Consider the following 22,764-nt stretch of genomic DNA (forward strand, 5'->3'; position numbering starts at 1 on the left):
CCGGACCGTCCGGGTGATCCGCGCCCGCGCACGAGGAAGGGCCGGGGAGGAATCCCCGGCCCTTCGTCGTCTCTCCGGCTCGTGCGGGCGTCGCGCGTCGGCGTCCGGCCCGACCGGCGGGCTCCCTAGACCGTGCGCACCGCGGCCAGCAGCGCGATCGCGGCCAGCAGGGCGACCGCCAGCGCCAGCAGCATCGCGGGCGAGGGGCCCTGGGGGGTCAGCCGCTCCCGGTTGGCACGGCAGACGGGGCAGCGGCCCTCGGTGACCGGGGCCGCGCAGTTGGCGCACACCAGTCGGTCGTAGGTCATACGCTCTCCTCCTCCCGCACTGGACTACACGGGGAACAACGCCCGGAGGGGTCCGGACGTTCCCCCTACCACTGTGCCAGCTCGTCGGCGTTCCGGCGCGCCCCACCGGATCGTCCCGGTCGTACCCCATGGGGCGAAAAGGATAAACGGCGCAAGCCCGGAGCGCGACTGCGCGGGCCTTCCCCGTTCGCGTAAGGTCACGCACACCTACTCCCGGCCGACCGTGGTGCATTCGTGATCCGATTCGACAATGTCTCCAAGTCCTATCCGAAGCAGAACCGCCCCGCGCTCCGGGATGTCTCCCTGGAGATCGAGAAGGGGGAGTTCGTCTTCCTCGTCGGTTCCTCCGGCTCCGGAAAGTCGACTTTCCTCCGGCTGCTCCTGCGTGAGGAGCGCGCGAGCCAAGGCCAGGTGCACGTCCTCGGCAAGGACCTGGCCCGGCTGTCCAACTGGAAAGTGCCGCACATGCGGCGCCAGCTCGGCACCGTCTTCCAGGACTTCCGCCTGCTGCCGAACAAGACCGTCGCCCAGAACGTGGCCTTCGCCCAGGAGGTCATCGGCAAGCCGCGCGGCGAGATCCGCAAGGGCGTGCCGCAGGTGCTCGACCTGGTCGGTCTCGGCGGCAAGGAGGACCGGATGCCGGGCGAGCTGTCCGGCGGTGAGCAGCAGCGCGTCGCCATCGCCCGCGCCTTCGTCAACCGCCCGATGCTGCTGATCGCCGACGAGCCCACCGGCAACCTCGACCCGCAGACCTCCGTCGGCATCATGAAGCTGCTCGACCGCATCAACAGGACAGGGACCACCGTCGTCATGGCGACCCACGACCAGAACATCGTCGACCAGATGCGCAAGCGCGTCATCGAACTGGAGAAGGGCCGGCTCGTCCGCGACCAGGCCCGAGGCGTCTACGGGTACCAGCACTGAGCAGGTAGGGGACAGATCACCATGCGCGCTCAGTTCGTGCTCTCCGAGATCGGCGTCGGTCTCCGGCGCAATCTCACGATGACCTTCGCCGTCATCGTCTCCGTGGCCCTCTCGCTCGCCCTGTTCGGCGGTGCGCTGCTCATGCGCGAGCAGGTCAGCACGATGAAGGACTACTGGTACGACAAGGTCAACGTCTCCATCTTCCTCTGCAACAAGGCCGACGCGGCCTCGGCGGCCAAGTGCGCCAAGGGCGCGGTCACCGCACAGCAGAAGGAGCAGATCGAGGCCGACCTGAAGAAGATGGACATCGTCGAGACCGTCCAGCACGAGACGGCCGACCAGGCGTTCAAGCACTACAAGGCGCAGTACGGCGACACCGCCATCGCCTCCGTGGTGACGCCGGACCAGATGCAGGAGTCCTTCCGGGTCAAGCTGGAGGACCCGGAGAAGTACAAGGTGGTCGCCACCGCCTTCGCGGGCCGGGACGGCGTCGAGTCCGTCCAGGACCAGCGGAACATCCTGCAGAACCTCTTCGACCTGATGAACGGCATGAACATCGCCGCTCTCTGCGTCATGGGCCTGATGCTGGTCATCGCGCTGATGCTGATCGTCAACACGGTGCGGGTCTCGGCCTTCAGCCGCCGCCGGGAGACCGGCATCATGCGGCTCGTCGGCGCGTCCAGCTTCTACATCCAGATGCCGTTCATCATGGAGGCGGCCTTCGCCGGACTCCTGGGCGGCGCGGTCGCCTGTGTGCTGCTCCTCGTCGGCCGGTACTTCCTCATCGACCACGGCATCGCGCTCGCCGACAAGATGCAGCTGGTCAACTTCATCGGCTGGGACGCGGTCCTCGCCAAGCTGCCCCTGGTCATCGCCATCGGCCTGCTGATGCCGGCGGTGGCGGCCTTCATCGCGCTGCGCAAGTACCTGAAGGTGTGACGGGACGCCGTCGACGGCGAGAGGCGCCATGGGGGCAAAGCCCCTGCGGCGCCTTTCGCTTGTCTAGAGTGGGCGTCGTGTCGGGTGGTCGCGGCCTTCTCTGTATCCGGCCCCGCGGAGTGGTCCGTGGGGCCGTTCTGACGTTGGTGTTCACCGGTGTCCTCGCGACCGCCGCCGCCACCGGTGCGCTGCCCCGGGAGCGGGGCGGCGCGGGGGCCGTGCGGGCGGGGGAGGACGCCGGGAGGGGCGCGACCGTCGACAGTGCCGCGCTGAGCCGGGCCGCCGCCGCCGCGATGGCCGACGGGAAGTCGGGCAAGAAGGCCGCCGAGGAGTTCGTGAGCCGCAGCGGTGACCGCTGGGGCGCGGTGTACGACAAACGGGAGTACGCCGAGTTCGAGCAGGCCCTCGACGGTGCCTACACCGGGGTGGGGCTCTCCGCCGGGCGGGCCGCCGGGGGCAGGGTCGGGGTGACCCGGGTACGGGCCGACGGGCCGGCCGAGCGGGCCGGGCTCCGGGCGGGGGACCGGATCGTCTCGGTGGACGGGCGCCCGGTCGACGGGCTCTCGGTCTCGGAGGTCGTGTCCCTGCTGCGCGGCGAGGGGGTGGCCGGTTCGCCGGTGGTGCTCCGGGTCGAGCGCGGCCGGGCCGGGTGGACGCAGACGCTGCGCCGGGCCCGGCTGGCGACGGACCCGGTCACGGTGAGCAGGCTCGACGACGGGACCCTGCTGATCCGGGTCTCGGCCTTCACCAAGGGCGCCGGTACGCGCGTGCGGGACGCGGTCCGGGCGGCCCCGGCGGGCGCGGGCGTCCTCCTGGACCTGCGGGGCAACGCGGGCGGTCTGGTGTCGGAGGCGGCGGTGGCGGCCTCGGCGTTCCTCGACGGGGGCCTGGTGGCCACGTACGACGTGGAGGGCGAGCAGCGGGCGGTGTACGCGGAGGGCGGCGGCGACACCACCCGGCCCCTGGTGGCGCTGATCGACGGCGGCACGATGAGCGCGGCGGAGCTGCTGACCGGGGCGCTCCAGGACCGGGGCCGGGCGGTGACGGTGGGTTCCCGGACCTTCGGCAAGGGCTCGGTGCAGATGCCGAGCGCGCTGCCGGACGGTTCGGTCGCCGAACTGACCGTCGGCCACTACCGCACGCCCGCCGGTCACGTGGTGGACGGGCGGGGCATCGTGCCGGACCTGGCGGCGGGGGAGCGGGCCGAGGAACGGGCCCGGACGGTATTGAGTGGCCTCGGAGGGGGCTCGTAGTGCGAAAATGACCGCACTATGGCCAAGGGACTCGTGAACGTGCAGGGCAAACCTGCGAAGAATCAGGACAAGGCGCCCGAGCGCAAGATGATCGCGCAGAACAAGAAGGCGCGCCACGACTATCACATCATCACGACCTACGAGTGCGGTCTGGTGCTCATGGGCACCGAGGTGAAGTCGCTGCGGATGGGTCGTGCCTCGCTGGCCGACGGCTTCGTGCAGATCGACAACCACGAGGCGTGGCTGCACAACATCCATGTGCCCGAGTACACCCAGGGCAGCTGGACCAACCACTCGGCGAAGCGGAAGCGGAAGCTGCTGCTGCACCGGGAGGAGATCGACAAGCTGGAGTCGAAGGCGCAGGAGACCGGTCACACGATCGTGCCCCTCGCCCTGTACTTCGTGAACGGGCGGGTCAAGGTCGAGATCGCGCTCGCCAAGGGCAAGAAGGAGTACGACAAGCGCCAGACGCTCCGGGAGAAGCAGGACACCCGTGAGACCAGCCGGGCCATCGCGGCGGCGAAGCGCAGGCAGCGCGCGGCGAAGGCGGGCTAGCCGCCCGGTCGCGCGTAATGTGCTGGCGGCGGCGCCCGTCGGTCACGTACGATGGGCATCGCACCTCACAGCGGGTGCGACCTTTGAAAAAACAACATGGGGATGATCGGTTTCGACAGCGGATGTCGAGCCAGAGGAAGCGTGTCGAGGAAGCGGCAATGATCTCGTTAACCATGTGTCGCAACCAATAATCGCCAACTCCAAGAGCGATAACTCCCGCTTCGCCCTCGCTGCCTAATTTTAGGTAACGACAAGAAGCCTCTGTGAGGAGCGTCAGCCCGGGGGTGGTCCCGACCCGGATCCTGGCGTAATCAAGGGATCTAAACCTCTCACTCCGGTCACGGGGGTGAGGGGGAAATCAAACAGTGACTGAGCCCGTCGGAGACTTGTCCGCGTGATCTCCGGGGCTGAGAAACTCGTAGCGGACTGCGCACGGAGAAGCTCTGGTTCCGCACCGTTGGACGCGGGTTCGATTCCCGCCATCTCCACCGAGAGCCCGAGGGGGCCCGCCCTCTCGGACACCTCACCCCATGTGGGCGAAGGCCCGGCAGTCGTCAGACCGCCGGGCCTTCGTCATGTCCGGACCCGGCCGCCGACCCCCGTCGCCGCGCACAGCGTGAGCGCGAGGGCCGCCGCCGTGGCCGGGACCAGGAAGCCGAAGGAGGCGAAGGGCGCGTGGTCGGCGGCCCAGCCGCCGGTGGCGGAACCGACCGCGATCCCGCCGAGCAGGGCGGTCACAGCCAGCGTCATCCCCTCGTTGAGCCGGGACGGCGGGGTCATCCGCTGCACCAGACCCATCCCCGTCACCATCGTCGGCGCGGTCGCCATGCCCGCGACCAGCAGCCCGGCGGCGAGCGCGAGCAGGGAACCGGTCGAGGCCGCGAGGAACGGGACCGTCATCAGGACGCTCATCGCGGCCAGACAGGTGCGGAGCCGCGCGGTGCGCCGGGCCCGGCCGTAGAACAGCCCCGCCGCGCAGGAACCCGCCGCCTGGAGCGCCAGTACGGGCCCGGCGACGGGACCGTCGACGAACGCGAGGGCCCCCACCTCCATCGACCCGAAGACCGCCCCGGTGGCGAGGAACACCGCGAGCAGCGGGACCATGCCGGGCAGCCGCAGCGGGGAGCCGGTGGCCGTGCGCGGGGCGACCGGCGGCTCCGTGGAGCGCTGCGCGGCGAAGACCAGCACCCCGCCGAGGAAGAGCACGGCGCCGGTGAGGGTGCCCGCCTCCGGGAAGAGCGCCGAGCAGAGGAACGCGGCGACCACCGGGCCGAGCATGTAGCAGAGCTCGTCCGCCGCCTGCTCGAAGGCGTTCGCCGTGTGCAGCTCGTCCGGCCGGTCGCGCAGCAGGTGCGCCCAGCGGGCCCGGGACATGCCGCCGGTGTTGGGGGCGGTGGCGGTGAGCGCGGCGGTGGCGAACAGGGTCCAGACCGGGGCCCTCCCGTGGACGCAGAGCACCAGCACCAGATGCCCGAGGACCGCGTACACCGTGGCGGGGACGGCGATCCTGGACTGGCCGTACCGGTCGACGAGCCGGGCGATCCAGGGGGCCAGGACCGCCCCGGAGGCCATGCCGGTGGCCGTCACGGCGCCCGCGAGCGCGTACGAGTCGTGCGCCGCCGCGATCATGATCACGGCGCTGACCCCGAACATGCCCACGGGCAGCCGGGCGATCAGATTGCCCGTGGTGAAGGCCCGGGTGCCGGGCAGGGAGAAGAGCCGGAGGTAGGGGCTGCGGGGGAGGGCGGCCGGGGTGCCGTCCTCGGGAGCGGGGCGGCGGCCACCCGGGGGCCGGTGGCCGCCGTCCGGGGCCGGGCGGTCGGTCCCGGGGCCCCGGCCCCGGCCCCGGCCCCGGCCCCGGCCCCGGCCCCGGCCGGGGGCCGTGGTCGGGGCGGGCCGGTCGGCGGGTTCGCCCGGTGCGCGGTAGCGGGGGGCGAGGGCCGGGCCCGCCGGGGTCAGGATGAGGTCCGGTTGCGGCATGGCCCCAGGCTCCTGGGCCCGGCCCCGGCGGGTCCAACACCTGTTCGGTCGCCATTCACGCATCTGTGTTGTTGAATGCGGCGGTGACCCTCTCGCCCCCGTCCGCCGCCCCGCGCGACATCGACCCCCGGCTGCTCCGCGCCTTCACCGCCGTCGCCGGGGAACTGCACTTCACCCGCGCCGCCGCCCGGCTCTACGTCGCCCAGCAGGCCCTCAGCCGGGACATCCGGCGCCTGGAGGGCGAGCTCGGCACCGAACTGTTCGTACGGACCACCCGGCAGGTCACCCTCAGCGCCGACGGCGAGCGGCTCCTCCCGTACGCCCGCCGGGTCCTCGCCGCCCACGAGGAGCTGACCGAGGCCTTCCGGGCCGCGCCCCGGCCCCTCCTCGTGGACCTCAACAGTCCTGGCCTCGCCCAGGAGAGCGTCCTCGCGCGGGCGCGGGAGCTCGTCCCGGACCACGAGCTGATGGCCCGCTACGAGAGCGGACTCACCGGAGCCGTACGGGAGATCCTCGCCGGGCGCCTCGACGCGTCCTTCGGCCGGTACGGAGGGCTCGACCCCGCGCTCAGGGTCCGGCTCGGCGTCCGGTTCATGCGGTACGAGCGGATGGCGGTGATCCTGCCCGAGGACCATCCGCTGGCCGCCCTGCCCGAGGTGCCGCTCGGCTCGCTCGCCGGGGAACGGATCTACGCGGGCGCCGGGAACGACCGCACGCCCGAGTGGACCGACCTGGCCGTCCGGCTCTTCGCCGGGCGCGGCATCGAGGTCGCCCCGCCCGCGCCGCTCGCGGTCGGCAAGGAGGAGTTCCGGCGGATCATGGCCAAGCACCGGCACCCGGTGCTCGCCGTCGTCGGCTTCCCGCCGATGCCCGACTGTGTGCTGCGGCCCCTGGTCGACCCCGTACCGCTGTCACCGGTGAGCCTGGTGTGGCGCAAGGGAGTGCGGCACCCGGGTCTCGACGCGCTGCGGACCGCCACCGTCGAGGTCGGCACCCGCGAGGGCTGGCGGTCCCGCCCGGCGGACTCCTGGCTCCCACCCGACGAACCGGGCCTGCCGCCCGCCTGACGGGGGCCGGTCCGGCCTGGTCCGCCGGGTCCGGGATCCGCCGGATCCCGATCCGGACCTGTCCGATCCGGACCTGTCCGATCCGGACCTGTCCGATCCGGGGCGGTCCGGCCCGGGGCCCCCGCCGTCGTGCGGCTGGTCGTGCGGCCTGCGTGCGATCTGCGTGCGGTCTGCCCGGTGTCGGCTCCCGGCCGGTGGCCAGGTCCGCCGCCCGTCCGATCCAGGCCCGGATCGATGTGCGGTCCGCCCGGTCCCGGCTTCCCGGTCGGGGAACCGGGCCTTGGCGGCGGCTTGGTCCCGGGGCGGGTCTGGTCCGGGCCGGTCCGGCGTCGGGGGCTCGTCCGGTCCGGGAGCGGTGCGGCCTGGGAGCGGTCCGGTCCGGGAGCTGTCCGGTCCGGGGCTCGGGTGTCGTGTCCGCCCGGGCGTTTCCGGTTTTCGGGTCGGCGGGGTGGGGTCGCCGTCCGTGCGGGCCGGGGCCGCCTTCTCGGGGCCGTCTCGTCCGGGGTTCGGACGGGGGCCCGGACGGTTCCGGCTCGTCGGCGGGTTCTTCCCGGCGGGCGTATACCTTCGGCGTTCCGCCGCCGACGCCCCCATCCGTTCCCGTCGCCCGCCCGGGGCCGTACCGGATCCGCTTCGGGTGGGTGCCCGGTGCGGACCGTAACGGGCAGGAAATACCGGCGAACCCGGCCCGTCACGCGGCGCCGTCAGGCTCGGTCCCCATGGACGAGCACCCCCACGGCACCCTCGCCGGTTTCACGGTCGGCGTCACCTCGGTGCGCCGCGCGGACGGCCTCGACGCGCTGCTGCGCGGCCGGGGCGCCGCCGTCGTCCACGGCCCGGCCCTGCGGATCGTGGCCCCCGCCGACGACCCCGCGCTCCGCTCCGCCACCGAGGAACTCCTCGGCCGCGCACCGGACATCGTCGTCGCCACCACCGCCCCCGGCTTCCGGGACTGGATCGAGGCGGCCCACGGCTGGGGGCACGGCGGGGAACTCCTCGGCGTCCTGCGGGGCGCCGAACTCCTCGCCCTGGACCCCGGGGTCCTGGACGCCGTCCGGGCCGCCGGGCTCACCGGGAGCGGGGCGCCCGGCTCCCCGGCCGGACTGCTCGACCGGCTCCTCGGCCAGGGGGTGGCGGGCCGCCGCGTCCTGGTCCAGTCGCACGGGGAGCCCCCGCCCGGCCTCATCGCGGCACTGACCGCCGCCGGGGCGGAGGCCCTCGGCGTCACCGTCCACCGCTGGACGCCCCCGGAGGACACCGGGCCGCTCGACCGGCTCCTCGACGCGGTCCTCGCCGGAACCCTCGACGCCGTCACCTTCACCCGCGCCCCCGCCGCCGCCTCGCTGCTCGCCCGCGCCGGGGCCCGGGGCGACCGGGACGCGCTCGTCGCCGCCCTGCGCCGGGACGTCCTCGCGTTCTGCGCCGGGCCGCTGACCGCCCTGCCGCTCCGGGCCGAGGGCATCGGCACCCACCAGCCGGAATCCTCCCGGTCCGGCCCGCTCGTCGAGCTGCTCTGCCGCGAACTGCCCGCCCGCGCCCGGGTCCTCCCGGTGGCCGGGCACCGGCTGGAGGTGCGGGGCCACGCCGTCCTCGTCGACGGCGCCCCCCGGCCCGTACCGCCCGCCGGGATGGCCCTCCTGAGGCTGCTGGTCCGCCGCCCCGGCTGGGTGGTGCCCCGGGCGGAGCTGCTGCGCGCGCTGCCCGGCGCGGGCCGCGACGAGCACGCCGTGGAGACCGCGATGGCCCGGCTCCGGGCCGCCCTCGGCACCCCGGAACTGATCCGGACCGTGGTCAAACGCGGCTACCGGCTGTCCGTGGACCCGGCGGCCCCCACCGAGGGGTGAGGACGCCGGTTCCGGTTGCGTACGGTCCCGGGCCGGGCCTCCCGTAGGGGACCCGGTCCCGTCTCCCGTACGGGGTGGTCCTGAAGCCGGTGGGGATGGTCCCAGGGCCAGTGAGGGACGGCTCCGGAGCCGGTGAGGGACGGGCTCCGAGCCCGTAGGGGACGGCCTCCGAACCCGTAAGGGGCGGTCAGGCTTCCCATGGGGCTCCGGCTCCGGTCCCGGGCGGGTCCGTTCCCGCTTTTCCTTACGGACCCGGGTCGGCCTCTCCCGTACCGGTGGCCCCTACGGGCCGGTCCCGGAACCCGTAGGGGACCAACCGGCTCCCCTGGGGACACCGTCCCGTCCCGCCCCCGTACCCCGACATCCGTTCGAGTGCGCGGTACCGTACCCGGATGATCACCGAAGGTCTCCGCATCCGGCCCGCCGTTCCCGAGGACGCGGGCCCGCTCGCCGTCGCGCTGCTGCGCAACCGGGCGTACCTGAAGAACACGGAGCCGTACCGCACCGAGGACTACTACACCCCCGAGGCGCAGGCCGAGCGCCTCGCCGACGGCGGGGTGCGGTGGTTCGCCGTGCGCGGCGAGCGCGTCGTCGGCCAGGCGACCCTCTCCGGGATCGTCCTCGGCCCCCTCCGCAGCGCCTCCCTCGGCTACTGGGTCGACGAGGAGCACACCGGGCTCGGCCTGGCCGCCGCGCTCACCGAGGAGGCCTGCCGGGGTGCCCGCGAGGAACTGGGCCTGCACCGGATCCAGGCCGGTACCCTCCTCGACAACCACGCCTCCCAACGGGTCCTCGCCAAATGCGGTTTCGAACGGATCGGGACCGCGCCCCGCCTCCTGCACATCGACGGCGCCTGGCGCGACCACCACCTCTTCCAGCGCATCCTCCACGACGACCCGCCGCCCGGAGTTCCGGCGGGCCGGGCCCCGTCAGGTGATCCCGCCTGACACGGAGCCTTCCGGTGGCGTACGCTCGACGGCTGCCCAGTGCACGTCAGAAGGGGGCCTTAGGTGGCCGCGCAGGAAGCCGTGGACACGGTCGGAGACCGTGAGATCGGTGTCGAGCAGGAACATCTGGATCACGTCTACCGCCGGCTGGAGGAGAAGATCCACGAGGCGGAGTTCCTGATGAACGACGCCGCCCAGCGAGGGCAGGTCGGCACGCCCGGCGCCCTCGCCGAGCGGGACGCCCAGGTCTTCCGGGCCGGCATCCATCTCAACCGTCTCAACAACGAGTTCGAGGACTTCCTCTTCGGCCGGATCGACCTGTTGTACGGCAAGGACGGCAAGAAGGGCCCCGACGGCGCCTACACCTCGGTGGAGCCCGCCGAGGACGCCGTACACCCCGACAACACGGCCGAGATCGGAGAGACCCTCCACATCGGCCGCATCGGAGTCCTCGACTCCGACTACGCGCCGCTGGTCATCGACTGGCGCGCGCCCGCCGCCGCGCCCTTCTACCGGTCCACCCCGGTCGATCCCGGCCGGGTCGTGCGCCGCCGGGTCATCCGCTCCAAGGGCCGCCGGGTCCTCGGCGTCGAGGACGACCTGATGCGCCCCGAACTGCGGGCCACCCTCGACGGGCGCGAGCTGCCGGTCATCGGCGACGGCGCCCTGATGGCCGCCCTCGGCCAGGCCCGCAGCCACACCATGCGGGACATCGTCTCCTCGATCCAGGCCGAGCAGGACCTGGTCATCCGGGCCCCCGCCGCCTCCGTCACGTACGTCGAGGGCGGTCCCGGCACCGGCAAGACCGCCGTCGCCCTGCACCGGGCCGCCTATCTGCTCTACCAGGACCGGCGGCGGTACGCGGGCGGCATCCTGATCGTCTCCCCGACCCCGCTGCTCGTCTCGTACACCGAGGGCGTCCTGCCCTCCCTCGGCGAGGAGGGGCAGGTCGCCATCCGCGCGGTCGGCTCGCTCGTCGACGGGGCCGAGGCCACCGCCTACGACGATCCGGCCGTCGCCCGGATCAAGGGCTCCTCCCGGATGCTCGCCGTCCTGCGCAAGGCCGCGCGCGGCGCCCTGGAGACCCCGCCGCCCCGGGCCCAGCCCGAGCTGGGCGAGGACGAGCCCGTCAGCACCGGCACCCCCACCCGGCTGCGGGTGGTCGCCTTCGGCCGCCGCCTGGAGCTGGAGGCCGACGACCTGCGGCGCATCCGCCACAACGTCCTCGGCGGCACCGCCCCCGTCAACCTGCTCCGCCCGCGCGCCCGCCGCCTCCTCCTCGACGCCCTGTACGCCAGGTCGGGGGCGGTCGGACGGCACAGCGACCCCGAACTCGCCGCCGAGCTGCGCTCCTCCTTCGACGAGGACGTCTCCACCGAGGACTCCTTCCTCTCCTTCCTCGACGCCTGGTGGCCGGAGCTGACCCCGCGCGGGGTCCTCGGCGCGATGGCCGACGAGCGGCGGCTCGGCCGCTGGGCCCGCCGGATCCTCAACCCCGGCGAGGTGCGGCGGCTGGCCCGCTCGCTGCGCCGCCGGGCGCTGTCCGTCCACGACGTGGCCCTCCTCGACGAGCTGGGCACCCTGCTGGGCGCCCCGGCCCGGCCGAGGAAGCGCCGGGAGTACGACCCGCTGGACCAGCTCACCGGTCTGGAGGAGCTGATGCCGGTGCGGGAGGAGACGCAGTGGGAGCGGGCCGAGCGGCTCGCGGCCGAGCGCACCGAGTACGCGCACGTGATCGTCGACGAGGCGCAGGACCTCACGCCGATGCAGTGGCGGATGGTCGGCAGACGCGGTCGGCACGCCACCTGGACGGTCGTCGGCGACCCGGCGCAGTCCTCCTGGTCGGACCCGGACGAGGCGGCCTCGGCCCGCGACGAGGCCCTCGGCTCCCGGCCGCGCCGCCGTTTCGAGCTGACCGTGAACTACCGGAACCCGGCGGAGATCGCCGAGCTGGCCGCGAAGGTCCTCGCCCTGGCGATGCCGGGCAAGGAGTCGCCGCGCGCGGTCCGCTCGACGGGCGTCGAGCCCCGGTTCGTGGCGGTGCCGGAGGGACCCGGGAAGCCGGACCTGGCCGAAATCGTTCGGTCCGAGGCGCGACTGCTGCTGGAGCGGGTCGAGGGCACGGTCGGTGTCGTCGTCGCCATGCGGCGCCGCGAGGAGGCGGCCCGCTGGCTCGCCGAGCTGGGCGACCGTGTGGTGGCGCTGGGCTCGCTGGAGGCGAAGGGGCTGGAGTACGACGCCACGGTGGTCGTCTCGCCCGCCGAGATCGCCGACGAGTCCCCGGCCGGTCTGCGGGTGCTCTACGTGGCCCTGACCCGGGCGACGCAGCAGCTCACGGTGGTCGCGGCGGCCGGGGACATGCCGGACGCGGCGGGAGTGCCGGATCTGCTGAGGGACTGACGAGGGCCCTAGCAGGAATCCGGGCCGCCCGGCGGCTACAGGATTGATTTCCGGTCAACCTGTGGCGCTGGAATCGCCGGGCGGGGTGGTTTGTTAGCCTTGTCGTGGCACCGGCTCGATCCAAGCCCCCGGGCCCAACCTTCGTCCCTCAGAGGGACCACTTGCCGCGAGGCGAGCATGGCGGGTCGGTGCCACTTAGTGCGTAGCTACGAAGTCGAGGTCCCCGTCACCACCTGGTGGCGGGGACCTCTTCTGTTTCCCGAGGCTCTCTCGTATGGTGGAAAGTAGTTTCCGAAAACAAAATGACCGCATTACCTGCTACCGGCAGGTAGGTGCGACCATCGGAGGGCGCAGCCGGGCAACCAGCCGGGGCGGCGTAGCAACGAAGCTCAGGAAAAGCAGAGGAAGTCGGCCATGGCAACGGCGCCCAGCGTCTCGTACTCGATGACGGTCCGGCTGGAGGTTCCCGCGAGCGGGACCGCGGTCTCCCAGCTCACCACGGCGGTGGAGTCGTCCGGCGGTTCCGTCACCGGCCTCGACGTGACCGCTTCCGGACACGAGAAGCTCCGCATCGACGTCACCATCGCCGCGACCTCCACGGCCCACGCCGATCTGATCGTGCAGCAGCTGCGGGGCATCGAGGGCGTCGTCCTCGGCAAGGTCTCCGACCGTACGTTCCTGATGCACCTCGGCGGCAAGATCGAGATGGCGTCGAAGCACCCCATCCGCAACCGTGACGACCTGTCCATGATCTACACCCCGGGCGTGGCCCGGGTGTGCATGGCCATCGCCGAGAACCCCGAGGACGCCCGCCGCCTCACCATCAAGCGCAACTCCGTCGCGGTCGTCACCGACGGCTCCGCCGTCCTCGGCCTCGGCAACATCGGCCCGATGGCCTCCCTGCCCGTCATGGAGGGCAAGGCGGCCCTCTTCAAGCGCTTCGCGGGCATCGACGCCTGGCCGATCTGCCTCGACACGCAGGACACCGACGAGATCGTCGCCATCGTCAAGGCCATCGCCCCCGGCTTCGCGGGCATCAACCTGGAGGACATCTCGGCGCCCCGCTGCTTCGAGATCGAGGCCCGGCTGCGCGAGGCCCTCGACATCCCGGTCTTCCACGACGACCAGCACGGCACCGCCATCGTCGTCCTCGCCGCCCTCACCAACGCGCTCCGCGTGGTCGACAAGGGCATCGGCGACGTACGGGTCGTCATGTCCGGCGCGGGCGCCGCCGGTACGGCCATCCTGAAGCTGCTCCTGGCCGCGGGCGTCAAGCACGCGGTGGTCGCCGACATCCACGGCGTGGTGCACGCGGGCCGCGAGGACCTGGTGGACGCCCCGGCCGACTCGCCGCTGCGCTGGATCGCCGACAACACCAACCCGGAGGGCGTCACCGGCACCCTCAAGCAGGCCGTGGTCGGCGCCGACGTCTTCATCGGCGTCTCCGCCCCGAACCTGCTCGACGAGACCGACGTCGCCGCGATGGCGGAGGGCGCGATCGTCTTCGCGCTCGCGAACCCGGACCCGGAGGTCGACCCGGCCGCCGCCCGCCAGACGGCCGCCGTCGTCGCCACCGGCCGCTCCGACTTCCCCAACCAGATCAACAACGTGCTGGTCTTCCCGGGTGTCTTCCGGGGTCTGCTCGACGCCCAGTCCCGCACCGTCAACACGGAGATGATGCTGGCCGCCGCCACGGCGCTGGCCGGTGTCGTCACCGAGGGCGAGCTGAACCCGAACTACATCATCCCGTCGGTCTTCAACGACAAGGTCGCGGGCGCGGTCGCCGGAGCGGTCCGCAAGGCGGCGAAGGCCGCGGCCGAGGCTCCCGCGGCCGAAGACCGCTGACGGCGCGTCGCGATTCGCGGAGCCGTAAACCCGCCTTTAGGGTGGCTTTTCGGCTCCGCGTCGTGTGCGCGTGGTCGACAGCACGTCACCACCACGGGGCTCTGGCGCTTTTCGTGTGACCCCCGGGGGTGCCGGATTGGCGTTCCCGCCGCTGGTGGGGGCAGGATGCGTGTTTGGGCGCGAGGGTCCGGCATCGGACCCGGGTCCGGGGACTGTCCGAAGGCCCTGGCAGCATCGGCATCGCCGAACCACCTCACGCGGCTTCCGCCGCGTGGCACGCCTCACAGGCAAGAAGAACACGGGAGTAAGAACATGAACCGCAGTGAGCTGGTGGCCGCCCTGGCCGACCGTGCCGAGGTGACCCGCAAGGACGCCGACGCCGTGCTGGCCGCTCTCGCCGAGACCGTCGGCGAGATCGTCGCCAAGGGCGACGAGAAGGTCACCATCCCCGGCTTCCTGACCTTCGAGCGCACCCACCGTGCCGCTCGCACCGCTCGCAACCCGCAGACCGGCGACCCGATCAACATCCCGGCCGGCTACAGCGTGAAGGTCTCCGCGGGCTCGAAGCTCAAGGAAGCCGCCAAGGGCAAGTAAGGCAGTCCAGAGGCGACGGAAGGGCGGCCACCCTGTCAGGGGGTGGCCGCCCTTCCGTATGCCCGTCAGGGGCCGTCTGCGGGCCCGGGAGGCGTCCCGCGGGGCCGCCCGCCCCGGGCCGGGCCGGTCGGACCCGGCCGGAAACGCGTCCGGTCCGGCCCGGCGGGACGGTGTGCGTCCCACCGGGCCGGACCGGAGGTGTGGGCGGCCTCCCGGCGCGAGGCGCGCCGGGCGGGGACCCGGCTAGACCAGCGCGCTGCCCGGCAGCTCGACCTTGGCGCCCAGCTCGACGAGCTTCTCCATGAAGTTCTCGTAGCCCCGGTTGATCAGCTCGATGCCGTGCACCCGGGAGGTGCCCTGCGCCGCGAGCGCCGCGATCAGGTACGAGAAGCCGCCGCGCAGGTCCGGGATGACCAGGTCGGCGCCCTGGAGCTTCGTCGGGCCGGACACGACCGCCGAGTGCAGGAAGTTGCGCTGCCCGAAGCGGCAGTCGGAGCCGCCCAGGCATTCGGCGTACAGCTGGATGTGCGCGCCCATCTGGTTGAGCGCGGAGGTGAAGCCGAGCCGCGACTCGTACACCGTCTCGTGGACGATGGAGAGGCCGGACGCCTGCGTCAGGGCCACGACCAGCGGCTGCTGCCAGTCCGTCTGGAAGCCGGGGTGCACGTCGGTCTCCAGGGCGATCGCGTTGAGCGAGCCGCCCGGGTGCCAGAAGCGGATGCCCTCGTCGTCGATCTCGAAGGCGCCGCCGACCCGCCGGTAGGTGTTGAGGAAGGTCATCATCGAGCGCTGCTGGGCGCCGCGCACGTAGATGTCACCCTCGGTGGCCAGCGCCGCCGACGCCCAGGAGGCCGCCTCCAGGCGGTCCGGGAGCGCCCGGTGGGTGTAGCCGTCGAGCCGGTCCACACCGGTGATCCGGATGGTCCGGTCGGTGTCCATGGAGATGATCGCGCCCATCTTCTGCAGCACGCAGATGAGGTCCTCGATCTCGGGCTCCACGGCGGCGTTCGACAGCTCGGTGACGCCCTCGGCGAGCACGGCCGTCAGCAGCACCTGCTCGGTCGAGCCGACCGAGGGGTACGGCAGCCGGATCTTGCAGCCGCGAAGGCGCTGCGGGGCCTCCAGGTACTGGCCGCCCTCGCGCTTCTCGATGGTCGCGCCGAACTGGCGGAGCACGTCGAAGTGGAAGTCGATGGGACGGCCGCCGATGTCGCAGCCGCCCAGACCCGGGATGAAGGCGTGGCCGAGGCGGTGCAGCAGCGGGCCGCAGAAGAGGATCGGGATGCGGGACGAACCGGCGTGGGCGTCGATGTCGGCGACGTTCGCGGACTCGACGTGCGTCGGGTCGAGGACGAGCTCGCCGGGCTCCTCGCCCGGACGGACCGTCACTCCGTGCAGCTGGAGCAGCCCGCGCACGACGCGGACGTCACGGATGTCGGGCACGTTGCGCAGGCGGCTGGGGCCGCTGCCGAGCAGGGCGGCGACCATCGCCTTGGGCACGAGGTTCTTCGCGCCGCGGACGCGGATCTCACCCTCCAGCGGGGTTCCGCCGTGGACAAGCAGGACATCGTCTGTGCCGGTCATGAATCTCGCGTTCCGGAGTGGGGTCGGTCGGGTGGCCAGTGAAAAGGGTAAGGGTCCCGGGGACCCCGATCGGGTGCCCCGGGGGGCCTGGCAGATGTAATGAATTCGGCACAACACCCTCCGCTTCCGTGATCTTGCGGAGGGTGACCGTCCGCTTGGTCCGGGCCGTCCTTCCGGGCGGACCGCGCCGTCCCCTCTGATCTGCGGCGCCGCTCACCCGCCGGACGCCGGGCCCGCCCTTCGGGCCGGACGGGCCCCGCGCGCGCCGAAGATGCGGGATCATGTGTCGCATGACCGAGGTGTCCTCGCTCACAGGCCGGCTGCTCGTCGCCACCCCCGCCCTCGCGGACCCGAATTTCGACCGCGCGGTGGTGCTGTTGCTCGACCACGACGACGAGGGCTCGCTCGGCGTGGCCCTCAACCGGCCCACCCCGGTGACCGTCGGCGACGTCCTCGCCCCCTGGGCCGGACTCGCCGGTGAACCCGGCGTCGTCTTCCAGGGGGGTCCCGTCGCCCTCGACGCGGCGCTCGGCCTCGCCGTGATCCCCGGCGACGAGGGGCCCCTGGGCTGGCGGCGGGTGTTCGGGGCGATCGGTCTGGTCGACCTGGAGACCCCGCCCGAACTCCTCGGTCCCGCCCTCGGCTCGCTGCGGATCTTCGCCGGGTACGCGGGCTGGGGCCCCGGCCAGCTGGAGGCGGAGCTGGCCGACGGTGCCTGGTACGTGGTCGAGTCGGAGCCCGGGGACGTCTCCTCGCCCCGCCCCGAGACGCTCTGGCGGCAGGTGCTGCGGCGCCAGCGCGGGGAACTGGCGATGATCGCCACGTACCCCGACGACCCGTCACTCAACTGAGGCCCCGGCTTTCAGTACCCTTGGCGCTTATGAGCACTCTCGAGCCCGAGCGCGGGGCAGGTACGGGAACCCTCGTCGAGCCTACGCCGCAGGTGTCCCACGGTGACGGCGACCACGAGCGCTACGCCCATTACGTCCAGAAGGACAAGATCATGGCGAGCGCCCTCGACGGCACGCCCGTCGTGGCGCTGTGCGGGAAGGTCTGGGTACCGGGGCGCGACCCCAAGAAGTACCCGGTCTGCCCCATGTGCAAGGAGATCTACGACTCCATGGGCGCGGGCGGCGGCGACAAGGACAAGGGCAAGGGCGGCAAGGACAAGTAGCGGCGGTCCTTCCCCTCTGGCACGTCGGGACGGCCCCCGGCGCGCGCACTCCGGTGCGTGCGCCGGGGGCCGTTCCGCGTCTTCGGGGGCTTCCGGGGCCTCCGGAGCTTTCCGGGGGCTTTCCGGAGCCGGTTCCGTATTCTCCGGGCCGCCCCGCGCCTTCCGGGGCCCTCCGGAGCCGGTTGCGGGCCTTCCGGTTCTCCCTGGCGGTCTCCTCGGTGGTCTCCCCGGCGGTCGTCCCGGGATGCCGGGTGGGTCCGTGCGGCGGGCGGTGGGGCGTTTCCGCCCTTACCGGGTCCTTCCGGGTGTTGCGCAGGATGCTTTCGCCGGTCACGGAGTGGTTGAGGTGGTCGAGACCTCTTGTCGGGCCGCCTGAGGCGCGCCTAACCTCACGCGTGTTGTGCAGAACGAAACGCACATTGCACATGCTGCAACGCACGCCTTCGGAGGGGATCCGTCATGAAGCTTCCTGCCCGCGTCACCGCCCCGGCCGCCGCACTCCTGCTGGCCGGTCTCACCGCCACCGCCTGCGCACCGGGGACCTCCGACGGCAAGGCCACGACGGACGAGAAGACCGGCACCCTCCGCGTCTGGCTCTTCCAGGAGGTGAGCAACAAGCCCAAGGAGCAGGTCGTCCAGCAGGCCGTCGCCACCTTCGAGAAGCAGCACCAGGGCGCCAAGGTCGAGGTCGAGTACATCCCCGTCGAGACCCGCGCCCAGCGCGTCAAGGCCGCCTTCAACGACCCCAAGTCGGCGCCCGACCTCATCGAGTACGGCAACACCGACACCGCCGGATACGTCAAGGACGGCGGACTCGCCGACATCACCACCGAGTTCGGCGCGTGGGACCAGGCCAAGGACACCGACCCCACCGCGAAGCAGTCCGTCACCGTCGGCGGCAAGATCTACGGCGCCCCGCTCTTCGTCGGCGTCCGCGCCCTCTACTACCGCACCGACGTCTTCAAGGAGCTCGGCCTCACCGCCCCCAAGAGCCAGGCCGAACTCGTCAGCACCGCCAAGAAGATCCGCAAGGCCAAGCCCGAGCTGTACGGCATCGCCGTCGGCGGCGCCTACACCTACGGCGCGATGCCCTTCGTCTGGGCCGCGGGCGGCGAACTCGCCACCGCGAACGGCGACTCCTACAAGGCGGCCGTCAACAGCGAGGCCGCCGTCAAGGGCATCACCACGTACACCTCGCTCTTCGGCGACGACAACTGCCCCGCCGCCAAGTGCGCCCAGATGGGCGGCAACGCCACCGTCACCGCCTTCGCCTCCGGCAAGGCGGGCATGGCCATCGGCGGCGACTTCAGCCACGCCGCCGTCGAGGCGGGCACCGTCAAGGGCAAGTACGCCGTCGTCCCGCTGCCCGGCACCACCCCCGGCTCCATCGCCCCCGCCTTCGCGGGCGGCAACAACATCGGCGTCCTCAAGAGCACCTCGCACCGCAGCCTCGCCGTCGACCTCCTCAAGTCCCTCACCGGCAAGGAGAGCCAGGCCCGCCTCTTCGACGCCATGGGCTTCCTCCCCACCTACACCGACGTCCGGGCCGCCGCCGCCCAGCGTCAGCCCTTCGTGAAGCCCTTCATCGACACCCTCGGCGCGGGCACCAGGTTCGTCCCCGCGTCCGCCGGATGGGGCCAGATCGACGCCGGTCTCGTCCTGCCCACGATGTTCCAGGAGGTCGTCAGCGGCCGTAAGGACGTCAAGGCCGCGGCCGACGACGCGGCGAAGAAGATGGACACCGCCTTCGCTCCGGCGGGCTGAGACGCATGACGACCCAGCTCACCGAGAAGCGGGCCGGCACCGGCCCCCGCCCCGCCCCCCGCGGCGGGGCGCGGGCCCCCCGCGCCCCGCGCCGCCACAGCGCCTGGACCCCCTGGCTCTACCTCCTGCCCGCCCTCGTCGTCATCGGCGGACTCCTCGTCTACCCCGTCTACCAGCTCGGCCTGATCTCCTTCCTGGAGTACACCCAGGCCCAGGTCAGCGGCGGCGAACCCACCACCTTCAAGGGCTTCGGCAACTACACCGCCCTCTTCGGCGACCCCCAGTTCTGGCAGGTCCTCCTCGCCACCGTCGTCTTCGCCGCCGCCTGCGTCGTCACCACCCTGGCCGTCGGCTGCGCCCTCGCCGTCCTCCTCACCCGGGTCCGCGCCCTGCCCCGGCTCGTCCTGATGATGGCCGCGCTCGGCGCCTGGGCCACGCCCGCGGTCACCGGCTCCACCGTCTGGGTCTTCCTCTTCGACCCCGACTTCGGCCCCGTCAACAAGCTCCTCGGGCTCGGCGACTTCTCCTGGACGTACGGGCGCTACAGCGCCTTCGCGCTCGTCCTCATGGAGGTCGTCTGGTGCTCGTTCCCGTTCGTGATGGTCACCGTCTACGCGGGCATCCGGGCCATCCCGTCCGAGGTCCTGGAGGCCGCCTCCCTCGACGGCGCCTCCCAGTGGCGGATCTGGCGTGCGGTCATGGCACCGATGCTCCGGCCCATCCTGGTCGTCGTCACCATCCAGTCGATCATCTGGGACTTCAAGGTCTTCACCCAGATCTACGTGATGACGAACGGCGGCGGCATCGCCGGTCAGAACCTCGTCCTCAACGTGTACGCCTACCAGAAGGCCTTCGCCTCGTCCCAGTACAGCCTGGGCTCGGCGATCGGCGTCGTCATGCTGCTGATCCTGCTGGCCGTGACGCTCGTCTACCTGCGCCTGCTGCGACGTCAGGGAGAAGAACTGTGAGCGCGTTCCGCATCCGGCGGCCCGGCAGGCTCGCCGCCGAGGCCGTCACCCTCCTCGTCGCCGCCGCCGTCGCCTTCCCGCTGTACTGGATGGTCCTCTCCGCCTTCAAACCGGCCGGAGAGATCCAGTCCACCAACCCCCGGCCGTGGACCCTCTCGCCGTCCCTCGACTCCTTCCGGCGGGTCTTCGAACAGCAGGAGTTCGGCCGCTACTTCCTCAACTCGCTGATCGTCGCGAGCACCGTCGTCCTCGCCTCCGCGCTCATCGCCTTCCTGGCGGCGACCGCCGTCACCCGCTTCCGCTTCAAGTTCCGCACCACCCTCCTGATCATGTTCCTGGTCGCCCAGATGGTGCCGGTGGAGGCCCTCACCATCCCGCTGTTCTTCCTCATGCGGGACGCCGGGCAGCTCAACACCCTCGGCTCGCTGATCCTGCCGCACATCGCCTTCTCGCTGCCCTTCGCGATCTGGATGCTGCGCGGCTTCGTCAAGGCCGTCCCCGAGGCCCTGGAGGAACAGGCCCAGATCGACGGCGCCAGCCGCACCCGCTTCCTCTGGCAGATCCTCTTCCCGCTGGTCTTCCCCGGCCTCGTCGCCACCAGCGTCTTCTCGTTCATCTCCACCTGGAACGACTTCCTCTTCGCGAAGTCGTTCATCATCAGCGACACCTCGCAGTCGACCCTCCCCATGGCCCTCCTCGTCTTCTTCAAGCCCGACGAGAACGACTGGGGAGGCATCATGGCCGGTTCGACCGTGATGACCGTCCCGGTGCTCGTCTTCTTCGTACTCGTACAGCGCCGTCTGGTCTCCGGACTCGGCGGCGCGGTGAAGGACTGACGCGATGACCGACCCGGCCCTGATCCCCGCCCCCCGTACCGTCGAGCACCCGGCCGACGGCCCCCGGCACCTCACCCTCGACGCCCGCACCACGCTCGACGCGGGCCCCGGCACCGAGTCCACCGCCCGCTGGCTGCGGACCGTCCTCGGCGCCGCCACCGGACTGCCCCTCCCCGACGGCGCCGGACCCGGCGCCGTCCGCCTCCGGATCAGCCCGGACGTGGCACGGACGGACGGCCCCGAGGGCTACCGCCTCACCACCGGCGGCCCCGGAGCCGCCGCCGTCATCGAGGGCGGCGGCCCCGCCGGAGTGTTCTGGGGCGCCCAGACCCTCCGCCAGCTCCTCGGCCCGGAGGCGTACCGCGCCGCCCCCGTCGGCGGCGGCGCCCGCGAACTCCCGTGCGTGACCGTCGAGGACCGCCCCCGCTTCGGCTGGCGCGGCCTCATGCTCGACGTCTCCCGGCACTTCACCCCCAAGGACGGGGTCCTGCGCTACCTCGACCTCCTCGCCGCCCACAAGCTCAACGTCTTCCACTTCCACCTCACCGACGACCAGGGCTGGCGCATCGAGATCAAGCGCCACCCCCGGCTCACCGAGGTCGGCTCCTGGCGCGCCCGCAGCAAGTGGGGCCACCGCGCCTCGCCGCTCTGGGACGACACCCCGCACGGCGGCTTCTACACCCAGGACGACATCCGCGAGATCGTCGCCTACGCCGCCGAACGGCACATCACCGTCGTCCCCGAGATCGACATCCCCGGCCACTCCCAGGCGGCCATCGCCGCCTACCCCGAACTCGGCAACACCGACGTCGTCGACACCGCCGCCCTCACCGTCTGGGACACCTGGGGCGTCAACCCCAACGTCCTCGCCCCCACCGAAGCCGTCCTGCGCTTCTACGAGGGCGTCTTCGAAGAGGTCCTCGACCTCTTCCCGGCGGCCACCTCGCCCTTCGTCCACGTCGGCGGCGACGAGTGCCCCAAGGACCAGTGGAAGGCCTCCCCGGCCGCCCAGGACCGCATCCGCGAACTCGGCCTCGCCGACGAGAACGAGCTCCAGTCCTGGTTCATCCGGCACTTCGACCGCTGGCTCACCGCCCGTGGCCGCCGCCTCATCGGCTGGGACGAGATCCTGGAGGGCGGCCTCGCCGAGGGCGCCGCCGTCTCCTCCTGGCGCGGCTACGGCGGCGGCGTCGCCGCCGCGAACGCCGGACACGACGTCGTCATGTGCCCCGAACAGCACGTCTACCTCGACTACCGGCAGGCCCCCGGCGACGAGGAGCCCGTACCCATCGCGTACGTCCGCACCCTGGAGGACGTCTACCGCTTCGAGCCCGTCCCGCCGGGCCTCTCCCCGGAGGCCGCGGCCCACATCCTGGGAACCCAGGCCAACGTGTGGACCGAGGTCATGGAGAACCGCTCCCGCGTCGACTACCAGGTCTTCCCGCGCCTCGCCGCCTTCGCCGAGGTCGCCTGGTCCGAACTGCCCGCCCCCGAAGCCCGCGACTACCCCGCCTTCGAAGGCCGCATGACCACCCACTACCGCCGCCTGGACGCCCTCGGCGTGGACTACCGCCCGCCCGCCGGACCGTACGCCCGTCAACAGCGCCCCGGCATCATCGGCCGCCCCCGGGAAGGGACGCCCCCGAACGTGTGAGACACCCGGCGGTCCCCGTCACCCAAGAGCGGCGAACCGGAAGTTACCGTCCCTCCCCGGGGCGTCCCGGACGGAACAGTCCTTCGCGGACCCTCGCGCCGGACCGCTCCCAAGATGTGCCAGAGTTG

The 22,764-nt window shown here is 72.3% G+C and carries 19 protein-coding genes and 1 other RNA gene; 17 read left to right on the forward strand and 3 right to left on the reverse strand.

Annotated features, from left to right (window positions below):
- Window positions 1–125: 125 nt before the first annotated feature.
- Window positions 126–308 carry a hypothetical protein gene (locus ACFXGN_RS26640; RefSeq protein ID WP_384863993.1) on the reverse strand — a complete coding sequence of 61 codons (183 nt, stop codon included), beginning with the start codon at window positions 306–308 and terminating at the stop codon, window positions 126–128.
- 234 nt (window positions 309–542) lie between these two features.
- Between ACFXGN_RS26640 and ftsE the strand changes: the two genes are divergently transcribed.
- From ftsE to ssrA, 5 genes are all read left to right on the forward strand, one after another.
- Complete coding sequence (ftsE, locus tag ACFXGN_RS26645; protein WP_366440991.1) at window positions 543–1,232, forward strand: cell division ATP-binding protein FtsE; 690 nt, start codon at window positions 543–545, stop codon at window positions 1,230–1,232.
- A 21-nt stretch (window positions 1,233–1,253) separates the two neighbouring features.
- On the forward strand, window positions 1,254–2,171 hold the full coding sequence (gene ftsX, locus ACFXGN_RS26650) for a permease-like cell division protein FtsX (RefSeq protein ID WP_351782930.1): 918 nt from the start codon (window positions 1,254–1,256) through the stop codon (window positions 2,169–2,171).
- A gap of 77 nt (window positions 2,172–2,248) precedes the next feature.
- Window positions 2,249–3,424, forward strand: a complete 1,176-nt coding sequence (locus tag ACFXGN_RS26655) for a S41 family peptidase (protein WP_384863996.1) — start codon at window positions 2,249–2,251, stop codon at window positions 3,422–3,424.
- A gap of 18 nt (window positions 3,425–3,442) precedes the next feature.
- Complete coding sequence (smpB, locus tag ACFXGN_RS26660; RefSeq protein WP_384863999.1) at window positions 3,443–3,979, forward strand: SsrA-binding protein SmpB; 537 nt, start codon at window positions 3,443–3,445, stop codon at window positions 3,977–3,979.
- A 98-nt stretch (window positions 3,980–4,077) separates the two neighbouring features.
- Window positions 4,078–4,470: a transfer-messenger RNA gene (gene ssrA / locus ACFXGN_RS26665) on the forward strand.
- 82 nt (window positions 4,471–4,552) lie between these two features.
- Here ssrA and ACFXGN_RS26670 read toward each other — a convergent pair.
- A complete protein-coding gene (locus tag ACFXGN_RS26670; protein ID WP_384864001.1) occupies window positions 4,553–5,959 on the reverse strand; it encodes an MFS transporter in 1,407 nt (468 codons plus the stop codon).
- Window positions 5,960–6,042: 83 nt separating this feature from the next.
- Here ACFXGN_RS26670 and ACFXGN_RS26675 point away from each other — a divergent pair, with 83 nt between their 5' ends.
- The 6 genes from ACFXGN_RS26675 (at window position 6,043) to ACFXGN_RS26700 (ending at window position 14,656) form a co-directional block, all read left to right on the forward strand.
- Window positions 6,043–7,026, forward strand: coding sequence for a LysR family transcriptional regulator (locus ACFXGN_RS26675; RefSeq protein WP_384864004.1), 984 nt, complete (start codon window positions 6,043–6,045; stop codon window positions 7,024–7,026).
- A 719-nt stretch (window positions 7,027–7,745) separates the two neighbouring features.
- Window positions 7,746–8,870, forward strand: a complete 1,125-nt coding sequence (locus ACFXGN_RS26680) for a uroporphyrinogen-III synthase (RefSeq protein WP_384864007.1) — start codon at window positions 7,746–7,748, stop codon at window positions 8,868–8,870.
- A gap of 392 nt (window positions 8,871–9,262) precedes the next feature.
- The gene (locus ACFXGN_RS26685) at window positions 9,263–9,817 is read left to right on the forward strand and encodes a GNAT family N-acetyltransferase (RefSeq protein WP_384864009.1); all 555 of its coding nucleotides are present in this window, start codon (window positions 9,263–9,265) and stop codon (window positions 9,815–9,817) included.
- A gap of 63 nt (window positions 9,818–9,880) precedes the next feature.
- Window positions 9,881–12,217: a HelD family protein gene (locus ACFXGN_RS26690; RefSeq protein ID WP_384864012.1), complete on the forward strand. Its 2,337-nt coding sequence runs from the start codon at window positions 9,881–9,883 to the stop codon at window positions 12,215–12,217.
- 414 nt (window positions 12,218–12,631) lie between these two features.
- Window positions 12,632–14,062, forward strand: coding sequence for an NAD-dependent malic enzyme (locus ACFXGN_RS26695; RefSeq protein WP_384864013.1), 1,431 nt, complete (start codon window positions 12,632–12,634; stop codon window positions 14,060–14,062).
- A gap of 312 nt (window positions 14,063–14,374) precedes the next feature.
- Complete coding sequence (locus ACFXGN_RS26700; RefSeq protein WP_003968811.1) at window positions 14,375–14,656, forward strand: HU family DNA-binding protein; 282 nt, start codon at window positions 14,375–14,377, stop codon at window positions 14,654–14,656.
- Between the two features lie 243 nt (window positions 14,657–14,899).
- Here ACFXGN_RS26700 and murA read toward each other — a convergent pair whose 3' ends face one another.
- Window positions 14,900–16,240 carry a UDP-N-acetylglucosamine 1-carboxyvinyltransferase gene (gene murA / locus ACFXGN_RS26705; protein WP_384864016.1) on the reverse strand — a complete coding sequence of 447 codons (1,341 nt, stop codon included), beginning with the start codon at window positions 16,238–16,240 and terminating at the stop codon, window positions 14,900–14,902.
- 290 nt (window positions 16,241–16,530) lie between these two features.
- Between murA and ACFXGN_RS26710 the strand changes: the two genes are divergently transcribed.
- The 6 genes from ACFXGN_RS26710 to ACFXGN_RS26735 all read left to right on the forward strand — a co-directional run bounded on the left by ACFXGN_RS26710 (window position 16,531) and on the right by ACFXGN_RS26735 (window position 22,636).
- Window positions 16,531–17,091 (forward strand): YqgE/AlgH family protein, encoded by a 561-nt coding sequence (locus ACFXGN_RS26710; protein ID WP_366441001.1) that lies wholly within the window; start codon window positions 16,531–16,533, stop codon window positions 17,089–17,091.
- A 29-nt stretch (window positions 17,092–17,120) separates the two neighbouring features.
- The gene (locus tag ACFXGN_RS26715) at window positions 17,121–17,414 is read left to right on the forward strand and encodes a DUF3039 domain-containing protein (protein WP_384864019.1); all 294 of its coding nucleotides are present in this window, start codon (window positions 17,121–17,123) and stop codon (window positions 17,412–17,414) included.
- 459 nt (window positions 17,415–17,873) lie between these two features.
- Window positions 17,874–19,178 (forward strand): extracellular solute-binding protein, encoded by a 1,305-nt coding sequence (locus ACFXGN_RS26720; protein ID WP_384864022.1) that lies wholly within the window; start codon window positions 17,874–17,876, stop codon window positions 19,176–19,178.
- A gap of 5 nt (window positions 19,179–19,183) precedes the next feature.
- Entirely contained in the window at window positions 19,184–20,146 is a 963-nt protein-coding gene (locus tag ACFXGN_RS26725) for a carbohydrate ABC transporter permease (protein ID WP_384864025.1), read from the forward strand.
- Entirely contained in the window at window positions 20,143–20,982 is an 840-nt protein-coding gene (locus tag ACFXGN_RS26730; RefSeq protein WP_384864027.1) for a carbohydrate ABC transporter permease, read from the forward strand. Before ACFXGN_RS26725 ends, ACFXGN_RS26730 begins: the two co-directional genes overlap by 4 nt.
- Window positions 20,983–20,986: 4 nt before the next feature.
- Window positions 20,987–22,636 (forward strand): beta-N-acetylhexosaminidase, encoded by a 1,650-nt coding sequence (locus ACFXGN_RS26735; protein WP_384864030.1) that lies wholly within the window; start codon window positions 20,987–20,989, stop codon window positions 22,634–22,636.
- Window positions 22,637–22,764 lie beyond the last annotated feature (128 nt).

The sequence above is a fragment of the Streptomyces sp. NPDC059247 genome (assembly GCF_042754005.1).
Classification (GTDB): domain Bacteria; phylum Actinomycetota; class Actinomycetes; order Streptomycetales; family Streptomycetaceae; genus Streptomyces.